General features: G+C 62.3%; 21 protein-coding genes and 1 tRNA gene. 6 read left to right on the forward strand and 16 right to left on the reverse strand.

The annotated features are described in order from the left end of the window. Positions 1-276 precede the first annotated feature (276 nt). Both IEV88_RS10930 and IEV88_RS10935 read right to left on the reverse strand, forming a co-directional pair. Positions 277-353, reverse strand: a tRNA-Arg gene (locus IEV88_RS10930). A gap of 182 nt (positions 354-535) precedes the next feature. After that, positions 536-1,306, reverse strand: a complete 771-nt coding sequence (locus IEV88_RS10935) for a type III secretion system chaperone family protein (protein WP_188158412.1) — start codon at positions 1,304-1,306, stop codon at positions 536-538. 268 nt (positions 1,307-1,574) lie between these two features. Here IEV88_RS10935 and IEV88_RS10940 point away from each other — a divergent pair, with 268 nt between their 5' ends. The 3 genes from IEV88_RS10940 to IEV88_RS10950 all read left to right on the forward strand — a co-directional run bounded on the left by IEV88_RS10940 (position 1,575) and on the right by IEV88_RS10950 (position 5,481). After that, complete coding sequence (locus IEV88_RS10940) at positions 1,575-3,200, forward strand: RsmB/NOP family class I SAM-dependent RNA methyltransferase (RefSeq protein WP_206711200.1); 1,626 nt, start codon at positions 1,575-1,577, stop codon at positions 3,198-3,200. Between the two features lie 136 nt (positions 3,201-3,336). Then, entirely contained in the window at positions 3,337-4,059 is a 723-nt protein-coding gene (locus IEV88_RS10945; protein ID WP_188158411.1) for a Bax inhibitor-1/YccA family protein, read from the forward strand. 174 nt (positions 4,060-4,233) lie between these two features. Next, on the forward strand, positions 4,234-5,481 hold the full coding sequence (locus tag IEV88_RS10950; protein WP_188158410.1) for a tetratricopeptide repeat protein: 1,248 nt from the start codon (positions 4,234-4,236) through the stop codon (positions 5,479-5,481). 3 nt (positions 5,482-5,484) lie between these two features. Here the strand turns inward: IEV88_RS10950 and IEV88_RS10955 are convergent, their stop codons facing one another. Both IEV88_RS10955 and IEV88_RS10960 read right to left on the reverse strand, forming a co-directional pair. After that, positions 5,485-5,910, reverse strand: a complete 426-nt coding sequence (locus IEV88_RS10955; protein ID WP_188158409.1) for a DUF3775 domain-containing protein — start codon at positions 5,908-5,910, stop codon at positions 5,485-5,487. A 117-nt stretch (positions 5,911-6,027) separates the two neighbouring features. Further along, positions 6,028-6,372 (reverse strand): DUF2794 domain-containing protein, encoded by a 345-nt coding sequence (locus tag IEV88_RS10960; RefSeq protein WP_188158408.1) that lies wholly within the window; start codon positions 6,370-6,372, stop codon positions 6,028-6,030. Between the two features lie 282 nt (positions 6,373-6,654). Between IEV88_RS10960 and IEV88_RS10965 the strand changes: the two genes are divergently transcribed. Next, positions 6,655-7,599: an AEC family transporter gene (locus IEV88_RS10965; RefSeq protein ID WP_188158407.1), complete on the forward strand. Its 945-nt coding sequence runs from the start codon at positions 6,655-6,657 to the stop codon at positions 7,597-7,599. Here the strand turns inward: IEV88_RS10965 and bioB are convergent. Both bioB and IEV88_RS10975 read right to left on the reverse strand, forming a co-directional pair. Then, entirely contained in the window at positions 7,596-8,582 is a 987-nt protein-coding gene (bioB, locus tag IEV88_RS10970) for a biotin synthase BioB (protein WP_188158406.1), read from the reverse strand. The two genes, IEV88_RS10965 and bioB, sit on opposite strands and share 4 nt — an antisense overlap. Further along, entirely contained in the window at positions 8,583-10,262 is a 1,680-nt protein-coding gene (locus IEV88_RS10975; RefSeq protein WP_188158405.1) for an MFS transporter, read from the reverse strand. It abuts the gene before it with no gap. Positions 10,263-10,561: 299 nt separating this feature from the next. Between IEV88_RS10975 and IEV88_RS10980 the strand changes: the two genes are divergently transcribed. Beyond that, the gene (locus IEV88_RS10980) at positions 10,562-10,741 is read left to right on the forward strand and encodes a hypothetical protein (RefSeq protein WP_188158404.1); all 180 of its coding nucleotides are present in this window, start codon (positions 10,562-10,564) and stop codon (positions 10,739-10,741) included. A 195-nt stretch (positions 10,742-10,936) separates the two neighbouring features. Then, entirely contained in the window at positions 10,937-11,398 is a 462-nt protein-coding gene (locus IEV88_RS10985; RefSeq protein WP_188158403.1) for a DUF2141 domain-containing protein, read from the forward strand. 8 nt (positions 11,399-11,406) lie between these two features. Here the strand turns inward: IEV88_RS10985 and IEV88_RS10990 are convergent, their stop codons facing one another. From IEV88_RS10990 to rpsA, 10 genes are all read right to left on the reverse strand, one after another. After that, positions 11,407-11,808: a hypothetical protein gene (locus IEV88_RS10990; RefSeq protein WP_188158402.1), complete on the reverse strand. Its 402-nt coding sequence runs from the start codon at positions 11,806-11,808 to the stop codon at positions 11,407-11,409. A gap of 323 nt (positions 11,809-12,131) precedes the next feature. After that, positions 12,132-14,621 (reverse strand): DNA topoisomerase (ATP-hydrolyzing) subunit B, encoded by a 2,490-nt coding sequence (gene gyrB / locus IEV88_RS10995; RefSeq protein WP_188158401.1) that lies wholly within the window; start codon positions 14,619-14,621, stop codon positions 12,132-12,134. A gap of 103 nt (positions 14,622-14,724) precedes the next feature. Continuing rightward, the gene (gene recF, locus IEV88_RS11000) at positions 14,725-15,894 is read right to left on the reverse strand and encodes a DNA replication/repair protein RecF (protein ID WP_188158400.1); all 1,170 of its coding nucleotides are present in this window, start codon (positions 15,892-15,894) and stop codon (positions 14,725-14,727) included. Between the two features lie 8 nt (positions 15,895-15,902). Continuing rightward, a complete protein-coding gene (dnaN, locus tag IEV88_RS11005) occupies positions 15,903-17,021 on the reverse strand; it encodes a DNA polymerase III subunit beta (RefSeq protein ID WP_188158399.1) in 1,119 nt (372 codons plus the stop codon). Positions 17,022-17,187: 166 nt separating this feature from the next. Beyond that, on the reverse strand, positions 17,188-18,708 hold the full coding sequence (locus tag IEV88_RS11010) for a DnaA ATPase domain-containing protein (protein ID WP_188158398.1): 1,521 nt from the start codon (positions 18,706-18,708) through the stop codon (positions 17,188-17,190). 746 nt (positions 18,709-19,454) lie between these two features. Beyond that, positions 19,455-19,721 (reverse strand): 30S ribosomal protein S20, encoded by a 267-nt coding sequence (gene rpsT / locus IEV88_RS11015; RefSeq protein ID WP_188158397.1) that lies wholly within the window; start codon positions 19,719-19,721, stop codon positions 19,455-19,457. A gap of 113 nt (positions 19,722-19,834) precedes the next feature. After that, entirely contained in the window at positions 19,835-20,701 is an 867-nt protein-coding gene (gene mutM, locus IEV88_RS11020) for a bifunctional DNA-formamidopyrimidine glycosylase/DNA-(apurinic or apyrimidinic site) lyase (RefSeq protein WP_188158396.1), read from the reverse strand. A gap of 150 nt (positions 20,702-20,851) precedes the next feature. Further along, positions 20,852-21,313, reverse strand: coding sequence for a hypothetical protein (locus IEV88_RS11025; protein WP_188158395.1), 462 nt, complete (start codon positions 21,311-21,313; stop codon positions 20,852-20,854). Between the two features lie 139 nt (positions 21,314-21,452). Beyond that, entirely contained in the window at positions 21,453-21,767 is a 315-nt protein-coding gene (locus IEV88_RS11030) for a DUF5597 domain-containing protein (RefSeq protein ID WP_338155480.1), read from the reverse strand. A 435-nt stretch (positions 21,768-22,202) separates the two neighbouring features. Continuing rightward, on the reverse strand, positions 22,203-23,903 hold the full coding sequence (gene rpsA / locus IEV88_RS11035) for a 30S ribosomal protein S1 (RefSeq protein ID WP_188158393.1): 1,701 nt from the start codon (positions 23,901-23,903) through the stop codon (positions 22,203-22,205). Positions 23,904-24,064: the final 161 nt, after the last annotated feature.

A 24,064-nucleotide genomic window follows, 5' to 3' on the forward strand; every position in this document is an offset into this window, starting at 1 on the left:
GCAATGGGGGTATTTCTCCAGTGTCTTGATGGCGCAGCATTCCTGCCGGATGATACCTGCCTCGGCACTTCATTTCACATTTGGTAAACTGAGGGGCGGACACAGAGGGGCGGACACCGAGGGACGGTGACATGGGCCGCTGCCTGGCGTAACAGACCGCGACGAACCCGCGATCCTTCGACGAGGCAGTAAGAACCGCTACACGCAGCCCGATAGTTGAAAGGCTTCCCCTACACAGGGATAGTATCGGGGAGGACTTTTGCGTTGAAAACGAAGTGGCGCACCCGACAGGATTCGAACCTGTGACCTCTGCCTTCGGAGGGCAGCGCTCTATCCAGCTGAGCTACGGGTGCGGTTGGTCCTGTTCGGAACGGACCATGGCTAGGCTATAGGGGAAACTCGCGGGGCGGGCAACATGCGTTTGCGCACAGCCGCCCTGCAAAAGGGCATCCATGAAGGCGGGGCCCTGACGGGACCGCCCCTTCGCTCTTATCCGGGTGCGGGTCCCAGTGCTGGCCCAAGCGCCGGCTGATGCCTATTCGTCGCCAGCGGCCGGTTTGTTGACCGTGATGTTGACGATCTTGCCCGGCGACTGCCGGTCTGCCTCGACGAGGACGCGGACGAATTCGGCCGTGCTTTCCAGGCTCGCCTGATGGCTGTCAGCGCTGATGCCGGCGAGCTGCGCCGCGCCTTCATCGGCGAATACCTGCTGCATGTTCAGGGCATTGGCCGACAGGTCGCCAAGATAGGATTTCTGGCTGACGGTCTGGGTCGCCGTGATCAGGCTCTCCTGCAGCATCTCCGCCTGGACGAGGAAGACGCTGAGCGAGGTAACGAAATTGCCGCGCGGCATGCCGTAATCGGCAATCTCGTAGCGGTTGATGAAGGCGGACCCGCCCTCTTCGACGCCGGCGCTGGTGAACGGGTAGCGGTAGTTGAACGAGGTCACCGTGCGCTGGTCGATATCGCCGCCGAAGACAGCGGTCATCGACACGCCGACACAGCCGGCGGCAACGCCGCTCTTGCAGGCGGTCGGCATCAGCACGAAGGACATGCCGCTCGGCGCCTCGGCGATGATCACCTTCTGGCCCTGCGGGGCGGTGCGGCCCTGCCATTTCAGGCCAAGCTCCTGCAGGATGGGGACGATGTTCTCGACATCATAATCATACATCAGCTTGCCGGCATCGGTAATGATCTCGGTCGCGTCCGGCTTGGCCGACAGGCTGTTGCCCTGCGCCGCCGCGGCGCCGATACCAGCGCCAGCCACCAGCGCGGCAATCGCAATCCCTGCACTCAGTCTCTTCATGATCAAACCCCTTCCCACAGATATCTCGGCCATGCTTTCCGGCCTCCCCGACGACCGGAAAACCTCGGCAACCCCATTGCCCGTCAAGGCTACTGTAAAAAGCCTAGCCGGTAAATGCGGCTCTGGCGAGTCCGCAATAGCCGGCGCCCTCAGCCCGCAGGACAGGCCAGATTTTCACTGACAGGTAACCAAATCCGTGCTTAGACGCGACTCTCCGGTGCCTGCCCTGTGGCTGGCGTCCCTACCTCAAACGCGAAGCACCTTGACCATGACCGACAACGACAAGCCCCGCGGGGGCAAACCCTCCCCATCTTCCGGCCGTTCTGGCGGCCCTTCTTCTGGCCGTTCTGGCGGCAAGCCCGATGACCGCGCCTTCGAGGGCAAACGCCGCGAAGCGCGCCCGGACTCGCGGTCGGACTCGCGGTCGGACGACCGTAAGGGCCCACCGCGCAAGGGTCCGCCGAAAGGCCCCTTCAAAGGACCAAGACCGCCGCGCCGCGAGGAGCGCCGTCCTGACGAGTCAGCCGAGGAAGGCGCCCGCCGCCTCGCCAAGGCCGCTGAAGAAAAATATGATTTCCTCGAGAGCAAGATGCCGGGCCTGGCGGCCCGCCGCGCCGCGCTCGACATTCTCGCGATCATGCGCCGCGGCCGCTCGCTCGACGAAGCGCTGGCGCAGGGGCGCTCCTTTACCGTGTTGCAGGGCCCCGACCGCGCCTTTGCCCGCAATATGGTGTCGACCTGCTGGCGCCGGCGCGGGTCCATCGATGCGATCATCGGGGCTTATCTCGACCGGCCGCTGCCGGGCAAAAGCATCGAGGTGATGGATATTCTGCGTCTGGCCGCGACACAGCTCGTCCTGCTCGACACGCCGGCCCATGCCGCCGTTGCCACCGCAACGGAACTCGCCGGGCAGAAGCAGGAAACGCGTGGCTATGCCAAGCTGGTCAACGCGATCTGCCGGCGCATCGCCGAGAAGGGCAAGGACCAGCTGATCGCCCTGCCGCTGCGCACCGACACGCCGGGCTGGCTGTGGCGCTCGCTTGAACGGGCCTATGGCCCGGCGCTGGTAACCGCGATCGCCGAGGCGCACCGGACCGAGGCGCCGCTGGATCTGAGTCTGAAACCGGGGGCCGACATATCCGCCCTGACGGTGCTGGACGGCACGATCTCCCATTTGCCGGGGCATGTCCGTCTGTCCGCCGCCCATGATGTCACCGCTCTGCCGGGCTTTGAGGCCGGCGACTGGTGGGTACAGGATATCGCAGCCAGCCTGCCTGCCCGCCTGCTCGGCGACGTCACCGGCCAGCGCGTGCTCGACCTGTGCGCAGCGCCGGGGGGCAAGACGCTGCAGCTCGCCGCCGCCGGGGCCAGGGTCACGGCGCTCGACATTTCCGGTAATCGCCTCAGGCGCCTGCAGGAGAACCTTGCGCGCACGGGCCTGCCCGCCGAAACGATCAAGGCCGACATGCTGGTCTGGGAGCCGGCAGAGGATTCCGGCGGCGCCTTCGATGCCATATTGCTCGATGCGCCCTGCACCGCGACCGGCACGGTCAGGCGCAACCCGGATGTCGCCTGGGCCAAGTCGGAACAGGATGTGAAGGACCTGACCGCTCTCCAGACGTTGATGATCGACCGGGCGCTGGGCTTCCTCAAGCCCGGCGGGCTTCTGGTCTATTGCGTCTGTTCGCTGCTGGTCCAGGAAGGCGAGGACCAGGTCAAGGCGGCGCTGTCGCGTCATGGCGGGCTGGCGATCGACCCGATTGCGGAGGTCGCCCTGCCGGGGCTTGAGAAGGCGATACGCAAGGATGGTACGATCCGCACACTGCCTTCGATGCTGGCGACGACCGGCGGCATGGACGGGTTTTACGCCGCCGCCCTGCGCAAGCCGGCGTGACATTAAGCAAGAATTAACCTTCAATCCCGGCAAATACCTGAAACCGATAGGTTTTTCCGATCAGTGTCGGTACCGGTTTGTCTTGAAAAGCGGACGGGGATTGACGATATTAGTCAGGAAACTCTTGGAGAGGTACATGAACGATTTAAACCAGTATTCCAGCACCACGCGCACCGGCGAAGGTCTTGCCGTTGATGAGGGCCTGCGCAGCTACATGCTCGGCGTCTACAACTATATGGGCCTCGGTCTCGCGGCCACGGCCGTTATCGCCATGCTGTTCATCAGCAATCCGGCGCTCAGCGCTGCCGTCGGCGGTCTCAGCTTCATCCCGTTCATCGCCCTGATCGGGGTCAGCTGGTTCGGCAGCAAGATGATCTTCAGCACCGGCTCACGCGCCGTCGCCCACGGCATCTACTGGCTGTATGTCGGCCTCTGGGCCGTGCTGATCGGCCCGATGGTCGCTGCCTATGTCGGCCTTGGCATGGCGCAAATCGTCTATCAGGCCTTCTTCATCACCGCCGCCATGTTCGGTGCGACCAGCCTCTACGGCTACACCACCAAGCGTGACATGTCCGGCATGGGCGGGATCCTGACCATGATCGGTATCGGTCTGCTGCTCGCAATCGTCGTCAACTTCTTCTTTGCCTCGACGCTTATGAGCCTGCTGATCTCCTTTGCCGTCGTCATCTTCATGGCGGTCGTCACGGCCTTCGAGACCCAGATGATCAAGAATCTGTATCGTGAAGGGGCCGGCGAAGCCAATGCCCGCGCCTCGATCTTCGGTGCCTTCGCCCTTTACGGGGCTTTCGTGACCATCTTCATCCATATCCTGAATATTCTCGGGATCATGCGCGAATAGCGACAAGCGATTGATATTCCTTCAGAAAAAGCCTCCTTCGGGAGGCTTTTTTATTGCCGCCGCCATACGGGCGCGAAGATTTCCCTTGTGGATCAGCGCGCATAGCGGAAAAGTGAGCCCAGACACGGGCTTGCGAGTTTCCGTGGGCCGGGCAGGGCATCTAGTATTCAGTGTATGATCTTTTTCGAACCGTCTTTCCCCGCGATGACAGGCGGCGATGCAAATGCGTTGCCTGCCTATGAGCACTATTGCGCCCAGCTCCTCGGCTATGGCCCCCGGCTGCGCGATCTCTTCGCGGCGGCCGATGCCGCACCCGACTGCATCCTGCTCAATGCCAATGCTGCCTGTCTGCACCTGGCCTTCGAAGGGCGCGAAGGATGGGAGCATGCAGCGCCCTATCTCGTCAAAGCCGGCAAGGCGCTTGGCATTGCAACCGAGCATGAGCGCCAGTTCTGCGATGCTGTCGCCGCCTGGTCGCGGCGCGACTTCAATGGTGCCCTCTTCCGGTTCGAGGCTCTGGCACGTGACTGGCCAGCCGACCTTGTCGCGATCAAGTGGGGCCAGTACCACGCCTTCAATCTTGGCGATCAGGCCGCCCTGTTACGCCTTGGCCAGATCGCGACGGAGCATCATGCCGGCAAGCCTTATGTTCATGGCCTGCTAGCCTTTGCGCTTGAGCAGTCCCACGATCTGCGCGGGGCTGAGCGCGAAGCCCGCCTCGCCGTTGAGGTCGCGATCGACGATGCCTGGGCACACCATGCTCTGGCCCATGTGATGGAGACGGAGGGCCGGGCGCAGGAGGGCGTCAAGTGGATGGCCCATTGCGCCCATATCTGGGACGCCAAGGGGACCTTCATTCGTGAACATAATTGGTGGCACACGGCACTTTTTCATCTGGCCCTCGGCAATGAGGCAGCGGTGTTCGAGATTTTCGACGGCCATCTGTGGGGCGAATGGCCGGAGTTTCCGCAGGAGCAGATCGGCGCGGCATCGATGCTGTGGCGGCTGGAATTGCAGGGCTTTGATGCCGGCGACCGCTGGCAGCCGGTGGCCGACCAGGCCCGTACCCGTAAGGACGATCATCTCTTCCCCTTTCATGACCTTCACTATCTGTTCGCCCTGGCGCGCTGTGGCAGAGATGGGGAGACCGAGGATTTCATTCACTCGCTGGAAAATCGGGCGGGGGAATGTTGTGAGAACACGAGCACCGCCTGGCAGCAAGCTGCCGTGCCGGCTGCGCGCGGTATCGTCGCTTATGCTCGTGGCGACACGGACAATGCCGTCAATCACCTGACGGCGGCAATGCCCTATCTGGAAAAAATCGGTGGCAGCCATGCCCAGCGCGCCATTTTCGGGCAGACCCTGGACGCTGCCCGCAGGCTGACCATGGCCTTCGAGGGCAGCAGCAACAGCGCGGGCTGAAGATCAGGGTTGTTTGGACTGCGCCGGCGTGTGCAGACGGACCACATTGCTCTGGTCAGCCTGCTCGATCCGGCTCAGCGCTGAGGCGAGATATTCCGACGACATCGGCATCTCGAGAAGGTCGTCGAGACTCAGGCCCTCTTCCCGCTTGATGCGTTCGCGGGCGGCGTCCAACTCGCTCTCCTCCTCCATCCCGATAAGGACCAGTGCGGAGATATCCTCTTTCTGCGAATCGTTGAGCGAGGTGTAGACGCCTTCGAGGTCCGCACGATCGACCCGCGTACTGTGCATTTCGAGATTGTCGTGAACATCGTCAGTGTCGTTCGATCCATCATTCTGCGAGGTCGTCGCTTCTACAGCGTGCCATTTCCGCAGGTAAACAATGATTTGCTCGACAATATCGGGACTGATTTCGAGAGTAGCAGACATTCGCTCAACATTTCTTTCGACGTAACGATGCAGACGGCAAACACGGCAAGTCTGTGGAAGTTCGGTCACATTGGCGTCATGATGAAGCCGGCCTATGCCGGGGGGCGGGCACCGGGCTTAATTGGCCAGTTTCAGCTTCTGGCGGTCGAAGTAGCGCAGCACCTGCTCCAGATCGTGCCCCCGCTTCAATACCTGCCCGGTCATTGAAATGACCGAATATGCACCCTGCTTCTTCGCCAGTTTCGGGGTTTTCTCGATGCGATAGAGCGGTGCTTCCGACGTACGCCGGAAGATCGAGAAAACGGCGGCATCGCGGAGGCTGTCGATGGCATAATCGCGCCAGTCGCCCGACGCGACGAAGAACCCGTAGACATTGAGGATCTTGCTAAGCTCGCCGCGATTGAAGGCAACCACGGCCGGTTGCCGGTGAGACTGCTGCTGCGCTGGTTCAAAGGGCGTCATTGTGAAAAACGTATGACAGCTTTGGCCCTCTGACAAGTCTCGTTACTCTTGTAGCGGATCAAACCGGCTCGCGGCCGAAAGCGCGAAATCGCCGCAATTTGCCCATCCCGATGCCCGAATGCTCCGCGATAACCGGTCCTCCAGGCGGGAGTGTGCGTCGCCGGAATACGCCCCCCAGCCCCTCCGCTGACGTATCGCGTCTCCCGTCTGGACCATTCCCTTTCCGCATCGTCGCTACAATTCTGGCTGTGACGCTGCGCAAGCTGTGCTAGCCCTCGGCTTATGTCCAGCCTGTTTGCCACGCTCATCCAGCTTTACGGCGTCATCGCTGCCGGCTGGCTCGCCGGCCGGCTCGGCGTGATGGGGCAGAATGCGGCGCAGGTTCTGTCGCGCTTCGTCTTCCTGTTCGCCATGCCGGTCGCGGTGTTCGGCTTCTTTGCCGCCGCGCCGCCGCCGGACGCTCAGGTATTGCCGATGATGGCGGCCTATTTCCTTGCAGCCGCGATCATGATGCTTGTCACCGGCCTTGCCGCACGCAAGCGCTATGGCCTCACCGTGCCGGAAACGGGTGCCCATGCCTTCGTCTCGACCTGCGGCAATGCGATCTTTCTCGGGCTGCCGATCGCGCTCAGTATCGATGGCTGGGGCCAGCCCTTCCTGATGCTGATGCTGATCGAAGGGACCTTCGTCTATGGCGCATCGGTTCTTCTCTTTCAGTGGCCGGAAAACGATGGCAGCGGCGTCAAGGTAAGCCGGTTACTGCTTCAGGCCCTTGGACGTACCCTGCGTACCCCGATCGTACTCGCGACGTTGACAGGTCTTGCCACTTCCGTCACTCAAACTGCCCTGCCGCCGATGATTGCCGACTTCGCGCGCTTCTTCGGTGCCGCCGCCGCGCCGACCGGCCTGTTCGTCGTCGGGCTCTATATCGCCGCCTTGCCGAAGGCAGAGCTCGGCAGATATGTCGACATGATCGTGATGACAGGCACGGCGAAGCTGTTGCTCTTGCCGGGCCTGACCTTCCTGCTCGGCGGCCTGTTCACCGGCTGGAACATGACGCTGGTCGCGACAGCAACCTTTTTCACCAGCCTGCCGCCTGCCGTCTCTGCCGTGGTGCAGGCAAGCCATTTCGGGGTCTATGAGCGCCGCTGCGCCGCTGCGCTCGTCACGCTGACCCCGCTCAGCCTGATCTCTGTCACAGTGCTGCTGCTGATCCTCGCCGGCTAGAACAGTTCCAGCCCCAGCTCGCGGAACAGCGCCTCGTCGCGGCTCTCGCCCGGATTGTCCGTGGTCAGAAGACGCTCGCCGACGAAGATCGAGTTTGCACCGGCAGCAAAGCACAGAGCCTGCGTCTCATCGCTCATCGCCTCACGTCCGGCCGAGAGCCGAACCATGGAGGCCGGCATCATGATGCGCGCAATGGCAATGACGCGGGCAAACTCGATACCGGAAATCTGTTTCTCGCCATCGAGCACCTCATCGCCCAGCGGTGTGCCACGCACCGGCACCAGCGCGTTGATCGGCACGCTTTCCGGGTGCGGCGTCATGCGGGCGAGCGCGATCAGCAGCCCGGCGCGGTCCTCCGCCTGTTCGCCCATGCCGATAATGCCGCCGCAGCAGACTTTCATGCCGGACTGGCGCACGCGTTCCAGTGTCTCGATCCGGTCCTCGAAGGTCCGTGTCGAGATGACACGGCTATAATCCTCCGGCGAGGTATCGATGTTGTGGTTGTAGTAGTCGAGCCCGGCATCGGACAGCGCCCTCGCCTGACTGTCCGACAGCATGCCGAGCGTCATGCAGGTCTCCAGCCCCATGGCCTTCACGCGGCAGACCATCTCGGTCAGCGTGTCCATGTCACGGTCCTTCGGCTCACGCCATGCTGCTCCCATGCAGAAGCGCGAGGCACCGCTTGCCCTGGCGGCCTCAGCCTCCGCAACCACAGCCTCGACAGCCATCAGCCTTGAAGCGGTCAGCCCGGTCTTGAATTTGGCCGACTGGTTGCAATAGCCGCAATCCTCAGGGCAGCCGCCGGTCTTGATCGAGCATAGCTGCGAGGCCTGTACGGCATTGGCCCGGTGATGCTGGCGATGAACCGTCTGTGCCCGGAACAGCAATTCGGTGAATGGCAGGGCGAACAGCGCCTCTACTTCCTCCCGCGTCCAGTCATGGCGGCTTGCCTCTGCCGCCGTGGCGGGAATCGTATCGAGCATTCAGGTCTCCTTGCCGGCTTTATCTGAGCTATCCGGGTCCCGGTCGAGATCGCGCTCCCGCGACGGGGCCGTCTCGAACATGCGCAGAAAGCCGAATATCTGATGTTTCGGTCTGGTCTCGAATGACTGTTTTTCGATTGTATCGTCAATGAAAAAGGCCGCAACCATGGCCGAGGCGAAGGACAGGGCAACGCAGACCCAGACGAGGGCACGGAAGCTTTCGGCCATGGCGGCTTTATAGATTTCCGCCTGCTCGCCATAGAGGTAATCGCCGGCGCCATAGTCGATCACTTCAGCAATCATGCCGCCGGCCCGCTCATAGGCGAAGGCGGAGATGACGCCGAAGCCGACAATGGCGAACAGCGTTGCAGCCCGCGCGAGCGCATTGTTGATGCCGGACGCCGCGCCATGGCTGTCTTCCGGTGTCGCATTGAATATGGCGGTCGTCATCGCGGGTGCGACCAGCGCCATGCCGACACCGAAGATCAGCATCGACATGAACGCCCCGAAGATCGAATCCGACCACGGGAAGACACCCATGGAGCAGAAGGCGAGCGCGCAGGTCAGCGAGCCCGCGGCGAGCATCAGACGCACGCCGACGCGCTTCATCAGATAGCCGGAGATCGTCGTGATCATGACCATCGGCACGGCGAAGCCGAGAAACGCAATGCCCGACTGGTCGACCGAATAGCCCCAGGCGTCGTTGAGGACGATCGGGTAGAACACGAAGATGCCGCCAAGGGCGCCATAGATCAGCATGGTCACGACATTGACCGCGTTGAACATGCTCGACTCGAACAGCCGCGGCGGCGCCATCGGCGTTCGGGCAGTACGCTCGACACGGATCAACACGCCGATGGCGATGATACCGATGAGAATTGCGAGTCCCCAGACGCTGGTCAGGAAGCTCATCGGCTCGACATTGCGGGTCTCCGACAGCGTGATCAGGCCGAAGGCGATACCGCCGCAGCCGATAATGGCAAGCACCGCCCCCTTCCAGTCGATCCGGTCCGGCTGGCGCGGCGGCGGGCGCGATGTCGTCATCAACAGGGTGATGGCGAGCGCGGCGAGGCCGAAAGGGATGTTCATGAAGAAGATCCAGCGCCACGAAACCTGTTCGGCGAGGATACCGCCGATCGGCGGGCCGAGCCCGGTCATCAGCGCCGAGGCGGCGGACCAGATGCCGATCGCCGAGCCGCGATGCTCGCGGTCGAAGGCATTGGCGATCAGGGTCAGCGACATCGGCGTCAACAAGGCGGCACCGATCCCCTGCGCCGCGCGGGCGGCGATCAGGATTTCCTCCGTCGGGGCGATGCCGCAGGCGAGCGAGCCGAGGGAGAAGACGCCGACGCCCCAGGCGAAAACGGCGCGGCGGCCGTAGAAATCGCCCAGCGAGCCGCCGATCAGCATCAGCGAGGCGAGGAACATCATGTAGATCGAGGCGATCCAGAGCATGTCGCCGAGGCTTGCGCCCAGCCCCTCCTGGATCGGATCGAGGGCGAGGGTCACTGCCGTGCCATTGATGAACGCCATGGACGAGCCGAGGATCGACGCGGCGAGCACGGCCATGCGCTCACGCGGCTGGTAGTCCAGCCACGGTTGTTCCACATTGGGGGTGCCCTGCCCGCTTGCGGTCATTGCAACCGCCGGGCCGCCCGAGTTCTGCTCAGCGTCAGCCATACCATACCTGGCGACACCCTAGCCTGTATCGGCGCAATTGCGAGACCTGCTGTTGCCCCTGACACAAAAAAGCCCGCTTTGCGGATGGGGTCGGAGCCAGGCGCGACGGCGGATCAGCGCCGGTGTCACGATGCCTCCCGCCCGGATCTCGCCTTCCCCTTCACCGGCGCGACGGCAACTTGCCTCAGCGGCTGGCACCACGGCGCGCCCGCTCTTGCGGCGACAGGGGGCGAGCGAACCTTTGGCTAGTTTGAAGTGTTTGTAGCGCAATAGAAAATCAACCGATGGAGTCCCCCTGCATGTCCACATTTGGCATTTACCTGATCGGCTATATCATTTTCGTGGCCGGCGTCGTCTGGGGCCTGAGCCTCCTCGGCGTACCGCCCGTCTGGCTCGGCGTTACCGGCGTCGTCCTCGCCGGTCTCGGCATCCTGACCGGCGTCGGCAAGACCCGGAGACGCGACAGCAACACTGAATAGCGCATCAATCGACTTTCTTCTCGAGGGGGCTGGTTGCACGACCAGCCCCTTGTTTTTACACGACTTTCAAGCCCGCCCGGAGATCCCGCCAGCGCCCGGTACCAAAATTCGTGGCCGTCCCTCCTTGAAATGTCTTTGCACTTTGTTTTATAAAGTACATGGGTTTTCGAAGCCCGCTAACCGAGGAGAAGTCAAATGTCAAAGTCACTCATTACCCGCCTGACCTGCGCCGCCGCTGCAGCCAGCATGACGCTCGGCGCTGCCAGCGCCGCGACTGCAGCCGACGTGTCGATCACCCTGACTGGCGTCAAGGCAGGCGGCACGCTCTATGTCGGCCTGCAGACCGAAGACCAGTATATGAGCATGAACACAGTCGGCGGCGAGAGCATGAGCGTCAATGCCGATGGCGACCTCACCGTGACGCTGGACGGGATCGCGCCCGGCACCTATGCGTTTTCGATCTGGCATGACATCAACGCCAACCAGCAATTCGACATGGCCCCGCAGGGCTGGCCGGAAGATGGCTGGAGCGCCTATAACGTCACCTCGATCATGGGCGCGCCGAGCTTTTCTCAAGTCTCCTTCGAGGTGACCGAAGACGGGTTCGAAACGAGCGAGCCGATGATCTATCCGGAATACTACATGAATATGCAGTAGGCTGAGGTTTAGGTGCACCAAGCCTGCAAGGCAGTCTTGCGGGCTTGGGTTGAATGCGGAAGCGAGACTCCAGCGCGATTCGCCGTCGAGTTTCTTTTCATATTATCCCGCTTGTCATCCCGGCCAAGCGAAGCGCGAGCCGGGACCCATTTTCCAGAGGCGTGGCCATGATAAAAAATTTGTTCCGCATGGGGCTCTCTTTTCTCGTCACCGATAAGCCTCTGGAAAATGGATCCCGGGTTGATGCTGTGCATCCCCCGGGAAGACAAGAAAGGCAGCACCAAAAGCACCGTCAGCATGGCTGCGGTGTGAAGAATTGAACGATCCGCCTTCGCTGACGCTTCGGCGCGACAAGGAGGGGGCCCGTGCATGGCGGCCATCGCCTCATTTATAATAATAATGACTGGCATAGCTCTCGCCATGCACGGCGGTGATCGATGCGGGGCCAAAGTGCATAGCTCTCCCGCCCGGGGGCTACCCCGGGTCACCGTTCCGCCGGACGATGCAAAGCTGTACACACCCTCCAATGCCGGCAGAAACCTGATACGCCGGTGCTCCGTGCAGGTCACACTTCGCGAGCGGCGTCTCCACCGGGTCCTCACCCGGCTTGGGGAGAGTTATACTTGCCTTTCGGGAGGCGGGGATAAGTATCTCTCTACTTTTTCCCTGTTGTCATCAAGTCAGTTCCCGGGGTTGATGACGAGAAAGGCGCACTCAAGGCGGCGTATACGATCTAGATATCAAGCGCCGCAGACAGCGCATTGTCCTGAATGAATTCGCGGCGCGGCTCGACGAGGTCGCCCATCAGGCGCGAGAAGACGCTGTCGGCGATGTCGCCATCGTCGATCTGTACCTGCAACAGGGTGCGGGCGTTGGAATCGAGCGTCGTCTCCCACAGCTGGTCCGGGTTCATCTCGCCAAGACCCTTGTAGCGCTGCATCTTGATGCCTTTCTGGCCCGCAGCGCGGATCGCCTCCAGCATCATGCCCGGTCCCCAGACAGGGCGTTCATCATCGCCCTGGCGCCACACCGACGGCCTGTCGAACATCTCCCGGATCGATTCCGTCGCCTCATTCAAGCGGCGGGCATCACCGCTCGCCAGAAGCTCCGCATGCAGCGTATGGACTTCCATGACGCCTCGCAGCTCGCGCTCGACCGAGAAACCGCCGGCGCCATCGAGACGGGCGACCCAGCCCTGTTCGACCTCGTCGGAGACCATGTCGAGACGGGCGGCCACCTTGTCAGCAATCGTCTGCCCTTCGTCGCCGTCGTCGATTGTCTTGCCCATGGCACCGGCGAGCGCCGCCTGGACCAGCACCTCGCGCGAGAAGCGGGCCGGGAAATTGGCCAGCTTGTCCATGAAGGAGCGCGCCTTGGCGATAGTGTCGGCAAGGTCGGCGCCGATGATCTTCTCGCCAGAGGCCAGCTCCAGCTGGGCGCCATCGAGACCATCCGCATAGAGATAGTCTTCCAGCGCCTTTTCATCGAGCAGATATTGCTCCGACTTTCCGCGCGACACCTTGAACAGCGGCGGCTGGGCGATATAGAGATAGCCGCGCTTGACGATTTCCGGCATCTGGCGGAAGAAGAAGGTCAGCAGCAGGGTGCGGATATGGGCGCCGTCGACGTCGGCGTCGGTCATGATGATGATCTTGTGATAGCGCAGCTTGTCGATGTTGAAATCGTCGCGCCCGATGCCGGTGCCCAGCGCGGTGATCAGCGTACCGATCTCCTGGCTCGACAGCATCCGGTCGAAGCGCGCGCGCTCCACGTTCAGTATCTTGCCGCGCAGGGGCAGGATCGCCTGGTTCTCGCGGGCGCGGGCCTGTTTGGCCGAGCCGCCGGCGGAGTCACCCTCCACGATGAACAATTCGGCGAGCGCCGGGTCGCGTTCCTGGCAGTCGGCGAGCTTGCCCGGCAGGGACGCCATGTCGAGCGCCCCCTTGCGGCGGGTCAGGTCGCGGGCCTTGCGCGCTGCCTCGCGGGCGGCAGCGGCCTCGACCACTTTCTGGACCAGCTTCTTCGCCTCCGTCGGGTGTTCCTCGAACCAGAAACCGAGATGTTCACCGACGACGTTTTCGACCACGGCGCGCACTTCGGAAGAGACCAGCTTGTCTTTCGTCTGTGACGAGAATTTCGGATCCGGTACCTTGACGGACAGGACGCAGGTCAGCCCCTCGCGGGCATCATCGCCGGTCAGCGAGACCTTTTCCCGCTTCAACAGCCCGGAACTCGTCGCGTAATTATTGACGATGCGCGTCAGCGCCGCGCGGAAACCGGCCAGGTGGGTGCCGCCATCGCGTTGCGGGATGTTATTGGTGAAGCACAGCACCTTCTCGTGATAGCTGTCATTCCACCACAGGGCGACTTCGACGGTGATACCATCCTTGTCGACCGCGAAGGAGATCGGGTCGGCAACGATCGCGGTCTTGGTTGAATCGAGATAGCGGACATATTCGACGAGCCCGCCCTCGTAAAACAGCCTGACTTCCTTGCCCTCGACATGGCGGCCATCCTTGATGATGATGGTCACGCCGGAATTGAGGAAGGCCAGTTCGCGCAGGCGCCGTTCCAGCGTCTCGAAATCAAACTCGGTGATCGCGAAAATCTCCGCAGACGGATGGAAGGTGACTTCCGTGCCGGTGCGGCCCGCCGCCTCGCCCACGACTTGCAGGTCGCCCTGCGCATCGCCAAGGTGGAACATCATCTCGTGCAGCTTGCCATTGCGGCGGATGCGCAGGCGCAGCCAGTCGGACAGCGCATTGACGACGGACACGCCGACGCCATGCAGGCCGCCGGAAACCTTGTAGGAATTCTGGTCGAATTTCCCGCCCGCATGCAGCTGGGTCATGATGACCTGCGCCGCGGACATGCCCTCGTCCTCGTGCCATTCGACCGGGATGCCGCGGCCATTGTCGCGTACCGTGCACGAGCCGTCCTCGTTGAGGATCACCTCGACCGTGTCGCAATAGCCGGCAAGCGCCTCGTCGATCGCATTATCGACGACTTCGTAGACCATGTGATGCAGGCCCGAGCCGTCATCGGTGTCGCCGATATACATGCCGGGACGCTTGCGCACGGCGTCCAGACCCTTGAGGACCTTGATCGACCCTGCACCATATTCGTGCTTTTCGGCAGCCAGTTCGCTGAGGGTTTCAGGGGCCGTTTCAGACGTGTTTTCCGGCTGATTGGCGGGGCTGTTTTCTGTCGGCTCGTCGGCCATGAAATTCCTTGAAAATATGAGGTTTCTGAGTCGGTCCAAACTAGCGGATTTGGCCGCCCACGTCCAATTGTAAACGCCTGTTTTTCAAAGGGTTTTTTTGAGACTAACCGGCCTGTTTCACCATGCCGTCGCGGACGGTGAAAGACTGGGCGCGGCGGCCCCAGGCGGCGAACAGATCCGGGTCGGTCCCGGTCATGAAAACCTGCAGGCCGGTCTCCTCCAGAATGTCGAACAGAGCGGCGCGGCGGTCTGGATCGAGATGGGCCGCGATCTCGTCAAGCAGCAGCACGAGCGGCACGCCTGAAATGATGTCGGAGGCTTCCTGGCGCAGCGATCTGGCATTGGCGAGGACGAGACCGATCAGCAGCGCCTTTTGCTCGCCGGTCGAACACAGCCGTGCCGCCTGGCCCTTGGCCTTGTGGGTGACAAGCAGGTCGGTGCGATGCGGCCCGGCAAGGGCGCGGCCCGCCTCGGCATCGCGCGGGCGCATGGCCCGCAGCCTTGCCTCGAATGCCTCCTCCACCTCGGCCGCCTTCATCGACTGCAATTGTTCTTCCAGCGTGCCGTCGAGGGCGACGCCGGCGGCGGGGAACACCGCCTCGTCGATCTGCCGCGCCCCGGCAGCGAGGCGGCGGGCCATGTCGAGCCGGGCGGCGGCCATGGCAACGCCGGCTTCGGCCATTTGCGTTTCGAGGACGCCGAGCAGGGTCTCATCGACCTGGGGCCAGCGCTCCAGCACTTTGGTGCGCTGGCGCATCGCCTTTTCATAGGTCGCGGCGGCGCGGCCATGGGCGGGATCGTGGGACATGGTCATGCGGTCGAGGAAGCGGCGGCGTTCGGAGGCGCCTTCCATGAACAGCCGGTCCTGCGCCGGGGTCAGCCAGACGAAGCGGAGATAGTCGAGCAGCGCGGTAGGGCCGCTGGCCGGCGAGCCGTCGATGCGGGTGACGCGCTTGGTCTCGCCCCGGCTGTCGGGCGCGGGAGCGATGCCGGTGCCAAGCCGCGTCTCGCCACCATAACGGTCTTCGAGGACGGCGCTGACCGACCAGCCGCCACTTGCCGGATGACCGGGGCTGCCCAGGCGCGCCAGCTCGTCCATCTTCGCGCCGCGCATGCCGCGCCCGGCGGAAACCATGGACAAGGCCTCGAGCAGGTTCGTCTTGCCAGCGCCATTAGGCCCGGTCAGCACGACGGGCCGGCCATCGAGCGCGAGGTCGAGGCCGGCATAGGAACGGAAATCGGTCAGGGTTATCCGCCTGATGCGGAAGCTCATCAGCCCGGTCAGACCCGAAGCGGCATCAGCACGTAGAGCGCGTCGGTGTCTTCCTCATCATAGATAATCGTCGGCGAGGACGGGTCGGCGAATTTGAACGTCACCGTCTCGCCGTCGATCTGGTGGGACACGTCGATCAGATATTTCGCGTTGAAGCCGATCTCCAGCCCTTCGGCATCGAAATCGACGCTGAGCTCTTCCAGCGCGCTGCCGGCCTCCGGGTTGTTGACCATCAGCTTCAGCCGGTCAGCGTCGAGCACCATCTTGACCGAGCGTGTCTTGTCGGCGGACACGGTCGAGACCCGGTCGACAGCCCTGGAGAAATCCTTGTTGTCGAGCTTGAGGATGCGGTCATTGCCGGACGGGATGACGCGCTGATAGTCCGGGAAGGTCCCGTCGATCAGTTTCGAGGTCAGCGTCAGGGTGGCGAACGTGAAGCGCACCTTCGATTCCGAGACCATGACCTGCACGGTCTCCTCGGCATCGTCGAGCAGGCGGCGCAGTTCGGTGACCGCCTTGCGCGGGATGATCACGCCCGGCATCGATGCGGCGCCATCGGGCAGGGCGGTGTTGAGGCGCGCCAGCCGATGACCGTCGGTCGCGACCGCACGCAGGCATGGGCCGTCATCATCCTCATGGGCATGGAAATAGACACCGTTGAGATAATAGCGGGTCTCCTCCTGGGACATGGCAAAGCGCGTCTTGTCGATCAGGCGGCGCAGGGCCGGCGCCGGCATGGTGAAGGTCGTGCCGTCCTGGGCCGCGGTCAGCATCGGGAAGTCCTGGTCCGGCAGGACCGCGAGGGAGAATTCCGACTTGCCGGCGGACAGCTTCAGGCGGCCATTGTCGCCATCCGTATCCAGACGAACCTGCGCCCCTTCGGGCAGGCGTCGGACGATCTCGTACAAGGTCAGGGCCGATGCGGTGATTGCGCCCGGCGTCTCAACATCGGCGGTGACCTGCTCGGCAATCTCGATATCGAGGTCGGTCGCGGTCAGCGACAGGATCGAGCCCTCGGCCTGCAGCAGCACGTTGGACAGGATCGGGATCGTATTGCGGCGTTCCACAACGCTTTGCACGTGGCCAAGGGCCTTCAGGAATACGGACCGTTCGATGGTGACCTTCATTGAGCACGCCTTTTCGTCAGCAGGTATCAGCGGATACGCGAGAACCGGACCCGATCCATTCGGCGGATTTGGGCCGATCTCGCAAGTCAGGGGAGCTGACTATAAGCGAAAGGCCGGGGCAATGACCAGCCCCGGCCCTGATTTTCATGGCGCAGCCAGCACGATTTCAGTCGCCGAACTCGTCCATCAGGCGGGAGATGCGCTCGCCGAATTCCGGGCTGGTCTCGGCCAGCACCTCGGCCCGGTCCAGCGAGGACAGGACGGTGGTGTGATCGCGGTTGAGACAGGCGCCGATTTCCTTCAGCGGCGAGTCGGTCAGCTTGCGCGCCAGAAGGCAGAAGGCGTGGCGGCCCTTGACGATGATCTGCGGGCGGCGGCGGCTCTTCAGGTCGGCGACAGACAGGCCGAAGGCGTCGGCGACAGCGCTCATCAGGTCGTCGAGGGTGAACTCCTTCTTGCGGAAGCGCTGCATTTCCTGCAGCACCGACAGGACATAGGCATCGCTCATAGGCTCTGCATCGGCGGAGCGCTGGCAGGTCTCCGCCCGCAGGCGGATCGAGCGATAGGCGCCCTCGATCTCGCGGATCGAGGCATCGCAGCGGCGCGCGATCATCTGCAGGTAACGCTCCTCGACGCAGACGCGGTTGCTGGTGCAGTCATAATCGGCCATCTGGCGCAGGATCTTCAGGCGCAGGCCGAAATCCGGCTTGTCCACCTGCACGGCAAGGCCGCCGCCGAGGCGGTCAGTCAGGCGATGGTTGAGGCCGGTCTCGGCCAGCGCCGACGGCGCCATGGAGCCGGCGACGATCACCGTGGCGCCCTTGGCGACGAGGCGGTCGATCAGCGTCAGCAGCTCTTCCTGGGTCGCCTTCCGCCCACGGAGCATATGGACATCGTCGACCATCAGCAGGTCGATCTGGTCGAGATAGGCGCGCAGCTCCGGCAGGCTTTTCGACATGACGGCAGTGACATAGCCGTTCAGGAGGTTGTCATAGGTCAGGTACAGCACCTTGTCGCCCGGCCGGCGGCCCAGCCAGTCAAGGCCGATCGCGTTGAGCAGATGCGTCTTCCCGCGGCCAGGACCGCCATGATAGTAGACGACGCCGGTCGTCTCATTATCGAGGACGGAATTGGCCGCGGCCTGGGCGAGGCGGTTGCAGTCGCTGACGCAGAACCGCCCGAAAGACAGGGTGGCGTTGAGCGGCGCGGCAATGTTGAGACCGGGATCGGCTTCCGGCGCCTGCCCGGCCGGTGACGGCACGGCCTGAATCCGACGCGGCGGCGCGAGCGGACGGCGGGCATCATTGGCAGCGGCCATTTCGCGAGCGGCAATACCCTTGTTTGCGACGATCTTCATGCCGCCGGACGGCTTGCGGCGCACCGGCACCGACGCGACGATGCCGCCATTGCCGCCACGCACCTGGAAGGACTGCACCGGGCCGCACTTCTCGCGCCAGATATCGACCATGTCCTCGGAAAAGCGCTCGCAAATCTGTTTGGCGGTGAACTGTGACGGCGCGGAGATCACGACGCGCTCTTCTTCGTAATCATCCAGCTCCAGCATCTTGAACCAGCTCTCATAGGTCGCGACACCATAGCGGCCGCGCAGCGCCTTCTTGTAATCCTCGAATTTGCGTTCCCGGGACTGGCGTTCATGGAAATTGCGTTCTGGCGTATCGTTAAACATGTTCAGCCTTTCGCGCGCATCTTCTCGGTACGGACGACATAGCCGGTCCGTCACGCGCTGTTTTCGCGTTAATGGTTAAATGGTTAAATAGAGGTGGAGAGGTAAAAGCGTCGCTATAAACCGGACGCGAGGCACCGGACTGGAAGGTAGCGCGTCTTGAGACCGGAAACCATGATGCCGTTGGCTGAAGAGGTTTTCCCGTTGCGTATCCCAAGAGTCGTTTTCATTATCCTACCCGCTTTTCTAAAATATCCCACACAGACCGAGTACGGACTATATCCCGTTTTCGATCGCCCCGCATGAACTCTCTACCGAATTTTTGGCCGACAAAGGCCTTCCTTCTGGCTTCCGCTTCGCCGCCGGACCACCACCTTGAGGGGTAATCACTCGTCCGCGTTCGCCATAATGTCCAGCAATAAAAGCGCATTGACCGCGCATGATCAAGCCCGGATTTGGTGCATTTGGTGTCATTTCATGACAAAAAAGTTGCACCGGGTTATTGACTCATTGAATCTAAAAACCTTTTTCCGGCAAAAAATATTTAGTGAACTTTTTTGCATATCCACGCTTTCATATTTTGAGCATATGGCTGGATTTCAGCAAATTCGACGGCATTCAGTGCGTCCAGCACCGAGTGCGCCAGATCATATCGTTGACACAGGGTTGATTTAAAATGAAAAAACCCGCCGCCTCGAAAAAGGCGACAGGCTCCGTATACTGATATTGCTGCGTCAGCGAATGAAATCTTACGCCGACAGGGCCTTGATGCGACCGGACAGGCGGGAGATTTTTCTCGACGCCATGTTCTTGTGGAAGATGCCTTTGGTCACAGCACGCTGAAGTTCCGGCTGGGCGGCCTGGAGAGCTTCGTTCGCCTTGGCCTGATCACCGGAGGCGATCGCCTCTTCGACGCGGCGCAGGAAAGTGCGAACGCGCGAACGGCGCGATTTCTGCACGACCGTGCGGCGGGCGATCTTGCGGACCATTTTCTTGGCAGATGAGGTATTTGCCATTTTCGTCAATCTCTTGGTCAAAAGTGAATTAGAACGCGGCTTATAGGAGCCCGGGGAGGACCAGTCAACACAATAAAATCGTAAAATTCAAGGTCCGTGCACACCCCCGCCCCTCACCGCTGACAGGCCCCGCAAAAGAAGGTGGAGCGGCCAGACTGCACGAGACGCGCGATCGCGCCGCCGCACACGCCGCAGGGACGGCCCTCGCGGTCGTAGACCCTGAAGGTGTGCTGGAAATAGCCGAGCGCCCCGTCCGGGCCGGCGTGGTCGCGCAGGGAGGAGCCGCCAGCCTCTATCGCCTCGCTCAGAACCTGCCTGATTTCGCCCGCAAGGCGCTCGGCCCTCTGGCCCGCAACCGTGCCCGCCTTGCGCCGGGGCGATATCCCGGCCCGGTAGAGTGCCTCGCAGACATAGATATTGCCGAGACCGGCCACCACACGCTGGTCGAGCAGCGCCTGCTTGATTGGCGTTGCCTTGCCTTTCAGCCGCGCCGCAAGAACGGGCCCGGAGAAGTCATTGCCCAGGGGCTCCGGTCCCATCGTCGCGAAATGGCGGGAGGTCTCGATCGCATCGCCCGGCAGCAGGTCCATGAAGCCGAAGCGGCGGGCATCATTATAGGTCACCCTGAAGGCGCCAGCCGGGCCGGCCAGCTGGAAGACGACATGGTCATGGGCCGCCAGCGCCGGTAACTGGTGATGAAAGCGCCCGGGATCCATGGTCTCGTCGCCGCCCTCGATGCGGAACCGGCCGGACATGCCCAGATGCATGACCAGCGTCTCGCCGCTGGTCAGATGCGCGAGCAGATATTTTGCCCGCCGGTCGAGGCTTGCAACCCGCCAGCCGGTCAGGCGCCGGGAGAAATGGTCCGGAAACGCAAAGCGCAGATCGGCCCGCCGGTTGGTGGCGGCAACAATTGTCGCCCCCTCCATGACCGGGGCGAGGCCGCGCCGGACCGTTTCGACTTCTGGCAATTCGGGCATTGTCCCGCCGTGATCACTGGGTGCTGTTGTTGGACCTCGAGGGCCCGGTTGAGCCCTCTGCGCGGATCATGCCGCACCGGCGGAAACGCTAATCCATGATCCCGCCGAAAGCGAGTCTCGAAGATCATATCGCGGCAGGATCAAGATCGCTCAGTAACGCTCCAGCAGCGGGCCGGGCCGGGCAGACGGGTTGAGCGCGGCAGTGCGTTCGGCGCTGAAAAGAAACGTGCCGGACAGGCGGCATTTCACGTCGGCCTTGCGGCTGTTCGGGATCATGCCGGACATCGCGCCAAGATTGGCCTCGACACCGATGGGGACGTCGCCGTCATAGATGATGACCGCCTTGCCGCAATAGCTGACCTCGCCCTTGGTGCGGAGCGGCTCGATAGTGACGGTTTGCGGGTCCAGCACAAAGCCAAACGGCGCCTCGATCTCCATGGTGCGGGAACAGCTGGAGCGCTTGCCGGTCATCGAGGTCATCTCGGTACGGCATTCGCGCACATCCGTGAGGGTCGTCGCGACGACGGGGTCTGCCGCATAGGCAGGCATGATCAGGGCCGCGACGAAGAGCCCGGCCGGCGCGACTGACAGCATGTTTTTCATCAGGGACATGGTATTTTCTCTTTTTTCCCACTTTTTTGCGGCCCTCTTTCACGCCCTGCGCAAGGGTAACCTGCAGACTACTATTTATTTAGTTAAATATCCGCAACGAACGGGCGGATTCTTGCGACGAACGGTCTGTCCGCCAGCGTCAGCGATAGCTGTAAAGACGGATTCGCTGGATCGAGAAATCGTCTGGCGGCAGCCGGATATGGCGGCCCTGATGGGTCTGGTCACCATTGAGCCAGCGCCCGCCCTGCCATTCCTCGCCGACCAGGCGGCCTTCCTGCACGCTTTCGATCCCCGTCAGCGTGCCATCCGCACGGTCCGGGAAAGTCAGCGTCATCCCCTTGCCGGCGACAATGAACTCCTCCGGACCGGTCTGGATTATCAGACCGCCATGGCTGGCGATCTGCTGGCTTTGCTTCGGCGTCCATGGATCGACAAAACGAGCCTCCATGGCAATCTCGCCGACGGGCCTGGCCGATCAGCCCGTCGGCGGTGGCGAAATCGAAGCTGCCTTCGGCCGGCTCGATCAGCTCCCAGTAAACCGGCGCGACGACCGTGTTCAGGTTCAGCGCCTGCAGCGTATCCCATTGCGCGGCCATGTAGTCGAGGTCCGCAGCCGTGGAATTGCCCGTCTCGCCACCGAGGATCAGGAACGGCTCGCCCTTGACGACCAGCTGGACGGCGTCGCCCTGCATGCGCAGATGAGGCAGGTCTTGGGCGGCCGCGCTCACCCCGAACAGAGCAGAACAGGCAAAAGCGATGACGGATCTCAACAGCATTACGGGCGCCCCTGTTTCTTCATTCGTGGAAGACTTTCATGGAAGAAGATTGCCCAAAAGAAAACCCCGGCCTGGAGGCCGGGGTTCTTGTTGTTGTCGGAAAAGAAAGCGGCTTACTGGCCGTCTTTTTCCTTCAGGGCCGCGCCCAGAATGTCACCGAGGGAGGCGCCGGAATCGGCAGAACCGAACTGCTCGACGGCCTCTTTCTCTTCGGCCATTTCGCGGGCCTTGATCGACAGCGTCAGGCGGCGCGACTTCATGTCGACCGCGATGATGCGGGCATCGACCTTGTCGCCGACGGCGAAGCGTTCCGGCCGCTGATCGTTGCGGTCGCGGGACAGGTCGGATTTGCGGATGAACGATTTCGGACCGTTCTCGCCGCCAACCTGAACCTCGATGCCGCCGTTCTCGATCGCGGTAACCTCGCAGGTCACGTCGGCACCCTTGCGCAGGCCGCCAACGGCTTCCATCGGGTCGCCGTCGAGCTGCTTGATGCCGAGCGCGATGCGCTCCTTGTCCGGATCGACGTCGAGGATCTTGGCCTTGACCACGTCGCCCTTCTTGTACTCCTTGATGGCGTCGTCGCCGGAGCGGTTCCAGTCGAGATCGGACAGGTGGACCATGCCGTCCATGTCTTCCTCGATGCCGATGAACAGACCGAATTCGGTGATGTTCTTGATCTCGCCTTCGACGACAGAACCGATCGGGTGCTTCTCGGCGAAGTTTTCCCACGGATTGTCAGCGCACTGCTTCAGGCCGAGGGAGATACGGCGCTTGTCTTCATCGACTTCCAGCACCATGACTTCGACATGTTGGGAGGTGGCGACGATCTTGCCCGGATGGACGTTTTTCTTGACCCAGGACATCTCGGAGACGTGGACGAGACCCTCGATGCCGTCTTCCAGCTCGACGAACGCGCCGTAGTCGGTGATGTTCGTGACCTTGCCGGTGAACTTCGCACCCAGCGGGTATTTCGCGGCAACGCCTTCCCAGGGATCCGGCGCCAGCTGCTTCATGCCGAGCGAGATGCGGTGGCTTTCCGGGTTGATCTTGATGATCTTGACCTTGATCGTGTCGTTGACGTTGATCACCTCGGACGGGTGGTTGACGCGCGACCAGCTCATGTCGGTGACATGCAGCAGGCCATCGACGCCCGGTGCCAGCTCGACGAACGCACCGTAATCGGTGATGTTCTTGACGATCCCTTCGCGGACATCGCCCTCGTCCAGTTCCTTGACGACTTCCTCGCGATGCTCGGCGCGATCCTCTTCGAGGATGGCCCGGCGGGACACGACGATATTGCCGCGGCGCTTGTCCATCTTCAGGATACGGAAGGGTTGGGTGATGTTCATCAGCGGGGAGGCATCGCGAACGGGGCGAATGTCGACCTGGGAACCCGGCAGGAAGGCGACGGCGCCGCCGAGGTCGACGGTGAAGCCGCCCTTGACGCGGTTGAAGATGACGCCATCGACGCGGTCTTCATCCTCGAAGCTCTTTTCGAGATTGGTCCAGGCTTCCTCGCGGCGGGCTTTCTCGCGCGAGATGACCGCTTCGCCATTGGCGTTCTCGACGCGCTCGACGAAGACCTCGACCTTGTCACCAACCTTGATGGTGATCTGCTTGCCGGGGATGCTGAATTCTCTGAGGGGGACGCGGCCTTCGGTTTTCAGGCCTACATCGACGATGGCCATGTCTTTTTCGATGGCCGTGACAGTGCCGGTGACGACAGTGTCTTCGAAGTTCTGCCGACCGACGATCGACGCTTCGAACATTTCCGCGAAATCGTCCACGGATGGGTTAAGTGTTTCAGACAAGTTGTCTACTCCAGTTTCAATAGCTTTCCTGCCAACCGGTTTTGTCCGGCGGTCTTCCCGTTTTACCTGGCCATGGTGAGAGTCAGGGCGGGCGTATTAGAAGCTTTTCAAGGTGACGGCACGAGCGGACCAACCCAAACACAAAGAAGCATCAGAAGGGT

It is taken from the genome of Aquisalinus flavus, from assembly GCF_014640095.1.
GTDB classification, from domain to species: Bacteria; Pseudomonadota; Alphaproteobacteria; order Caulobacterales; family Parvularculaceae; genus Aquisalinus; species Aquisalinus flavus.

Excerpts from the sequence above, each read along its gene's own strand:
- IEV88_RS10945 (WP_188158411.1), top strand. The coding sequence starts at position 3,337 with ATGAACGATTTAAACCAGTATTCCAGCACCACGCGCACCGGCGAAGGT.
- IEV88_RS10950 (WP_188158410.1), top strand. The coding sequence starts at position 4,234 with ATGATCTTTTTCGAACCGTCTTTCCCCGCGATGACAGGCGGCGATGCA.
- recF (WP_188158400.1), bottom strand. The coding sequence starts at position 15,894 with ATGAGCTTCCGCATCAGGCGGATAACCCTGACCGATTTCCGTTCCTAT.
- IEV88_RS10940 (WP_206711200.1), top strand. The coding sequence starts at position 1,575 with ATGACCGACAACGACAAGCCCCGCGGGGGCAAACCCTCCCCATCTTCC.
- mutM (WP_188158396.1), bottom strand. The coding sequence starts at position 20,701 with ATGCCCGAATTGCCAGAAGTCGAAACGGTCCGGCGCGGCCTCGCCCCG.
- IEV88_RS10955 (WP_188158409.1), bottom strand. The coding sequence starts at position 5,910 with ATGTCTGCTACTCTCGAAATCAGTCCCGATATTGTCGAGCAAATCATT.
- IEV88_RS10980 (WP_188158404.1), top strand. The coding sequence starts at position 10,562 with ATGTCCACATTTGGCATTTACCTGATCGGCTATATCATTTTCGTGGCC.
- IEV88_RS10990 (WP_188158402.1), bottom strand. The coding sequence starts at position 11,808 with ATGCCAGTCATTATTATTATAAATGAGGCGATGGCCGCCATGCACGGG.
- IEV88_RS10985 (WP_188158403.1), top strand. The coding sequence starts at position 10,937 with ATGTCAAAGTCACTCATTACCCGCCTGACCTGCGCCGCCGCTGCAGCC.
- bioB (WP_188158406.1), bottom strand. The coding sequence starts at position 8,582 with ATGCTCGATACGATTCCCGCCACGGCGGCAGAGGCAAGCCGCCATGAC.
- IEV88_RS10960 (WP_188158408.1), bottom strand. The coding sequence starts at position 6,372 with ATGACGCCCTTTGAACCAGCGCAGCAGCAGTCTCACCGGCAACCGGCC.
- IEV88_RS11010 (WP_188158398.1), bottom strand. The coding sequence starts at position 18,708 with ATGTTTAACGATACGCCAGAACGCAATTTCCATGAACGCCAGTCCCGG.
- IEV88_RS11025 (WP_188158395.1), bottom strand. The coding sequence starts at position 21,313 with ATGTCCCTGATGAAAAACATGCTGTCAGTCGCGCCGGCCGGGCTCTTC.
- gyrB (WP_188158401.1), bottom strand. The coding sequence starts at position 14,621 with ATGGCCGACGAGCCGACAGAAAACAGCCCCGCCAATCAGCCGGAAAAC.
- dnaN (WP_188158399.1), bottom strand. The coding sequence starts at position 17,021 with ATGAAGGTCACCATCGAACGGTCCGTATTCCTGAAGGCCCTTGGCCAC.
- rpsT (WP_188158397.1), bottom strand. The coding sequence starts at position 19,721 with ATGGCAAATACCTCATCTGCCAAGAAAATGGTCCGCAAGATCGCCCGC.
- IEV88_RS10935 (WP_188158412.1), bottom strand. The coding sequence starts at position 1,306 with ATGAAGAGACTGAGTGCAGGGATTGCGATTGCCGCGCTGGTGGCTGGC.
- IEV88_RS10975 (WP_188158405.1), bottom strand. The coding sequence starts at position 10,262 with ATGGCTGACGCTGAGCAGAACTCGGGCGGCCCGGCGGTTGCAATGACC.
- IEV88_RS10965 (WP_188158407.1), top strand. The coding sequence starts at position 6,655 with ATGTCCAGCCTGTTTGCCACGCTCATCCAGCTTTACGGCGTCATCGCT.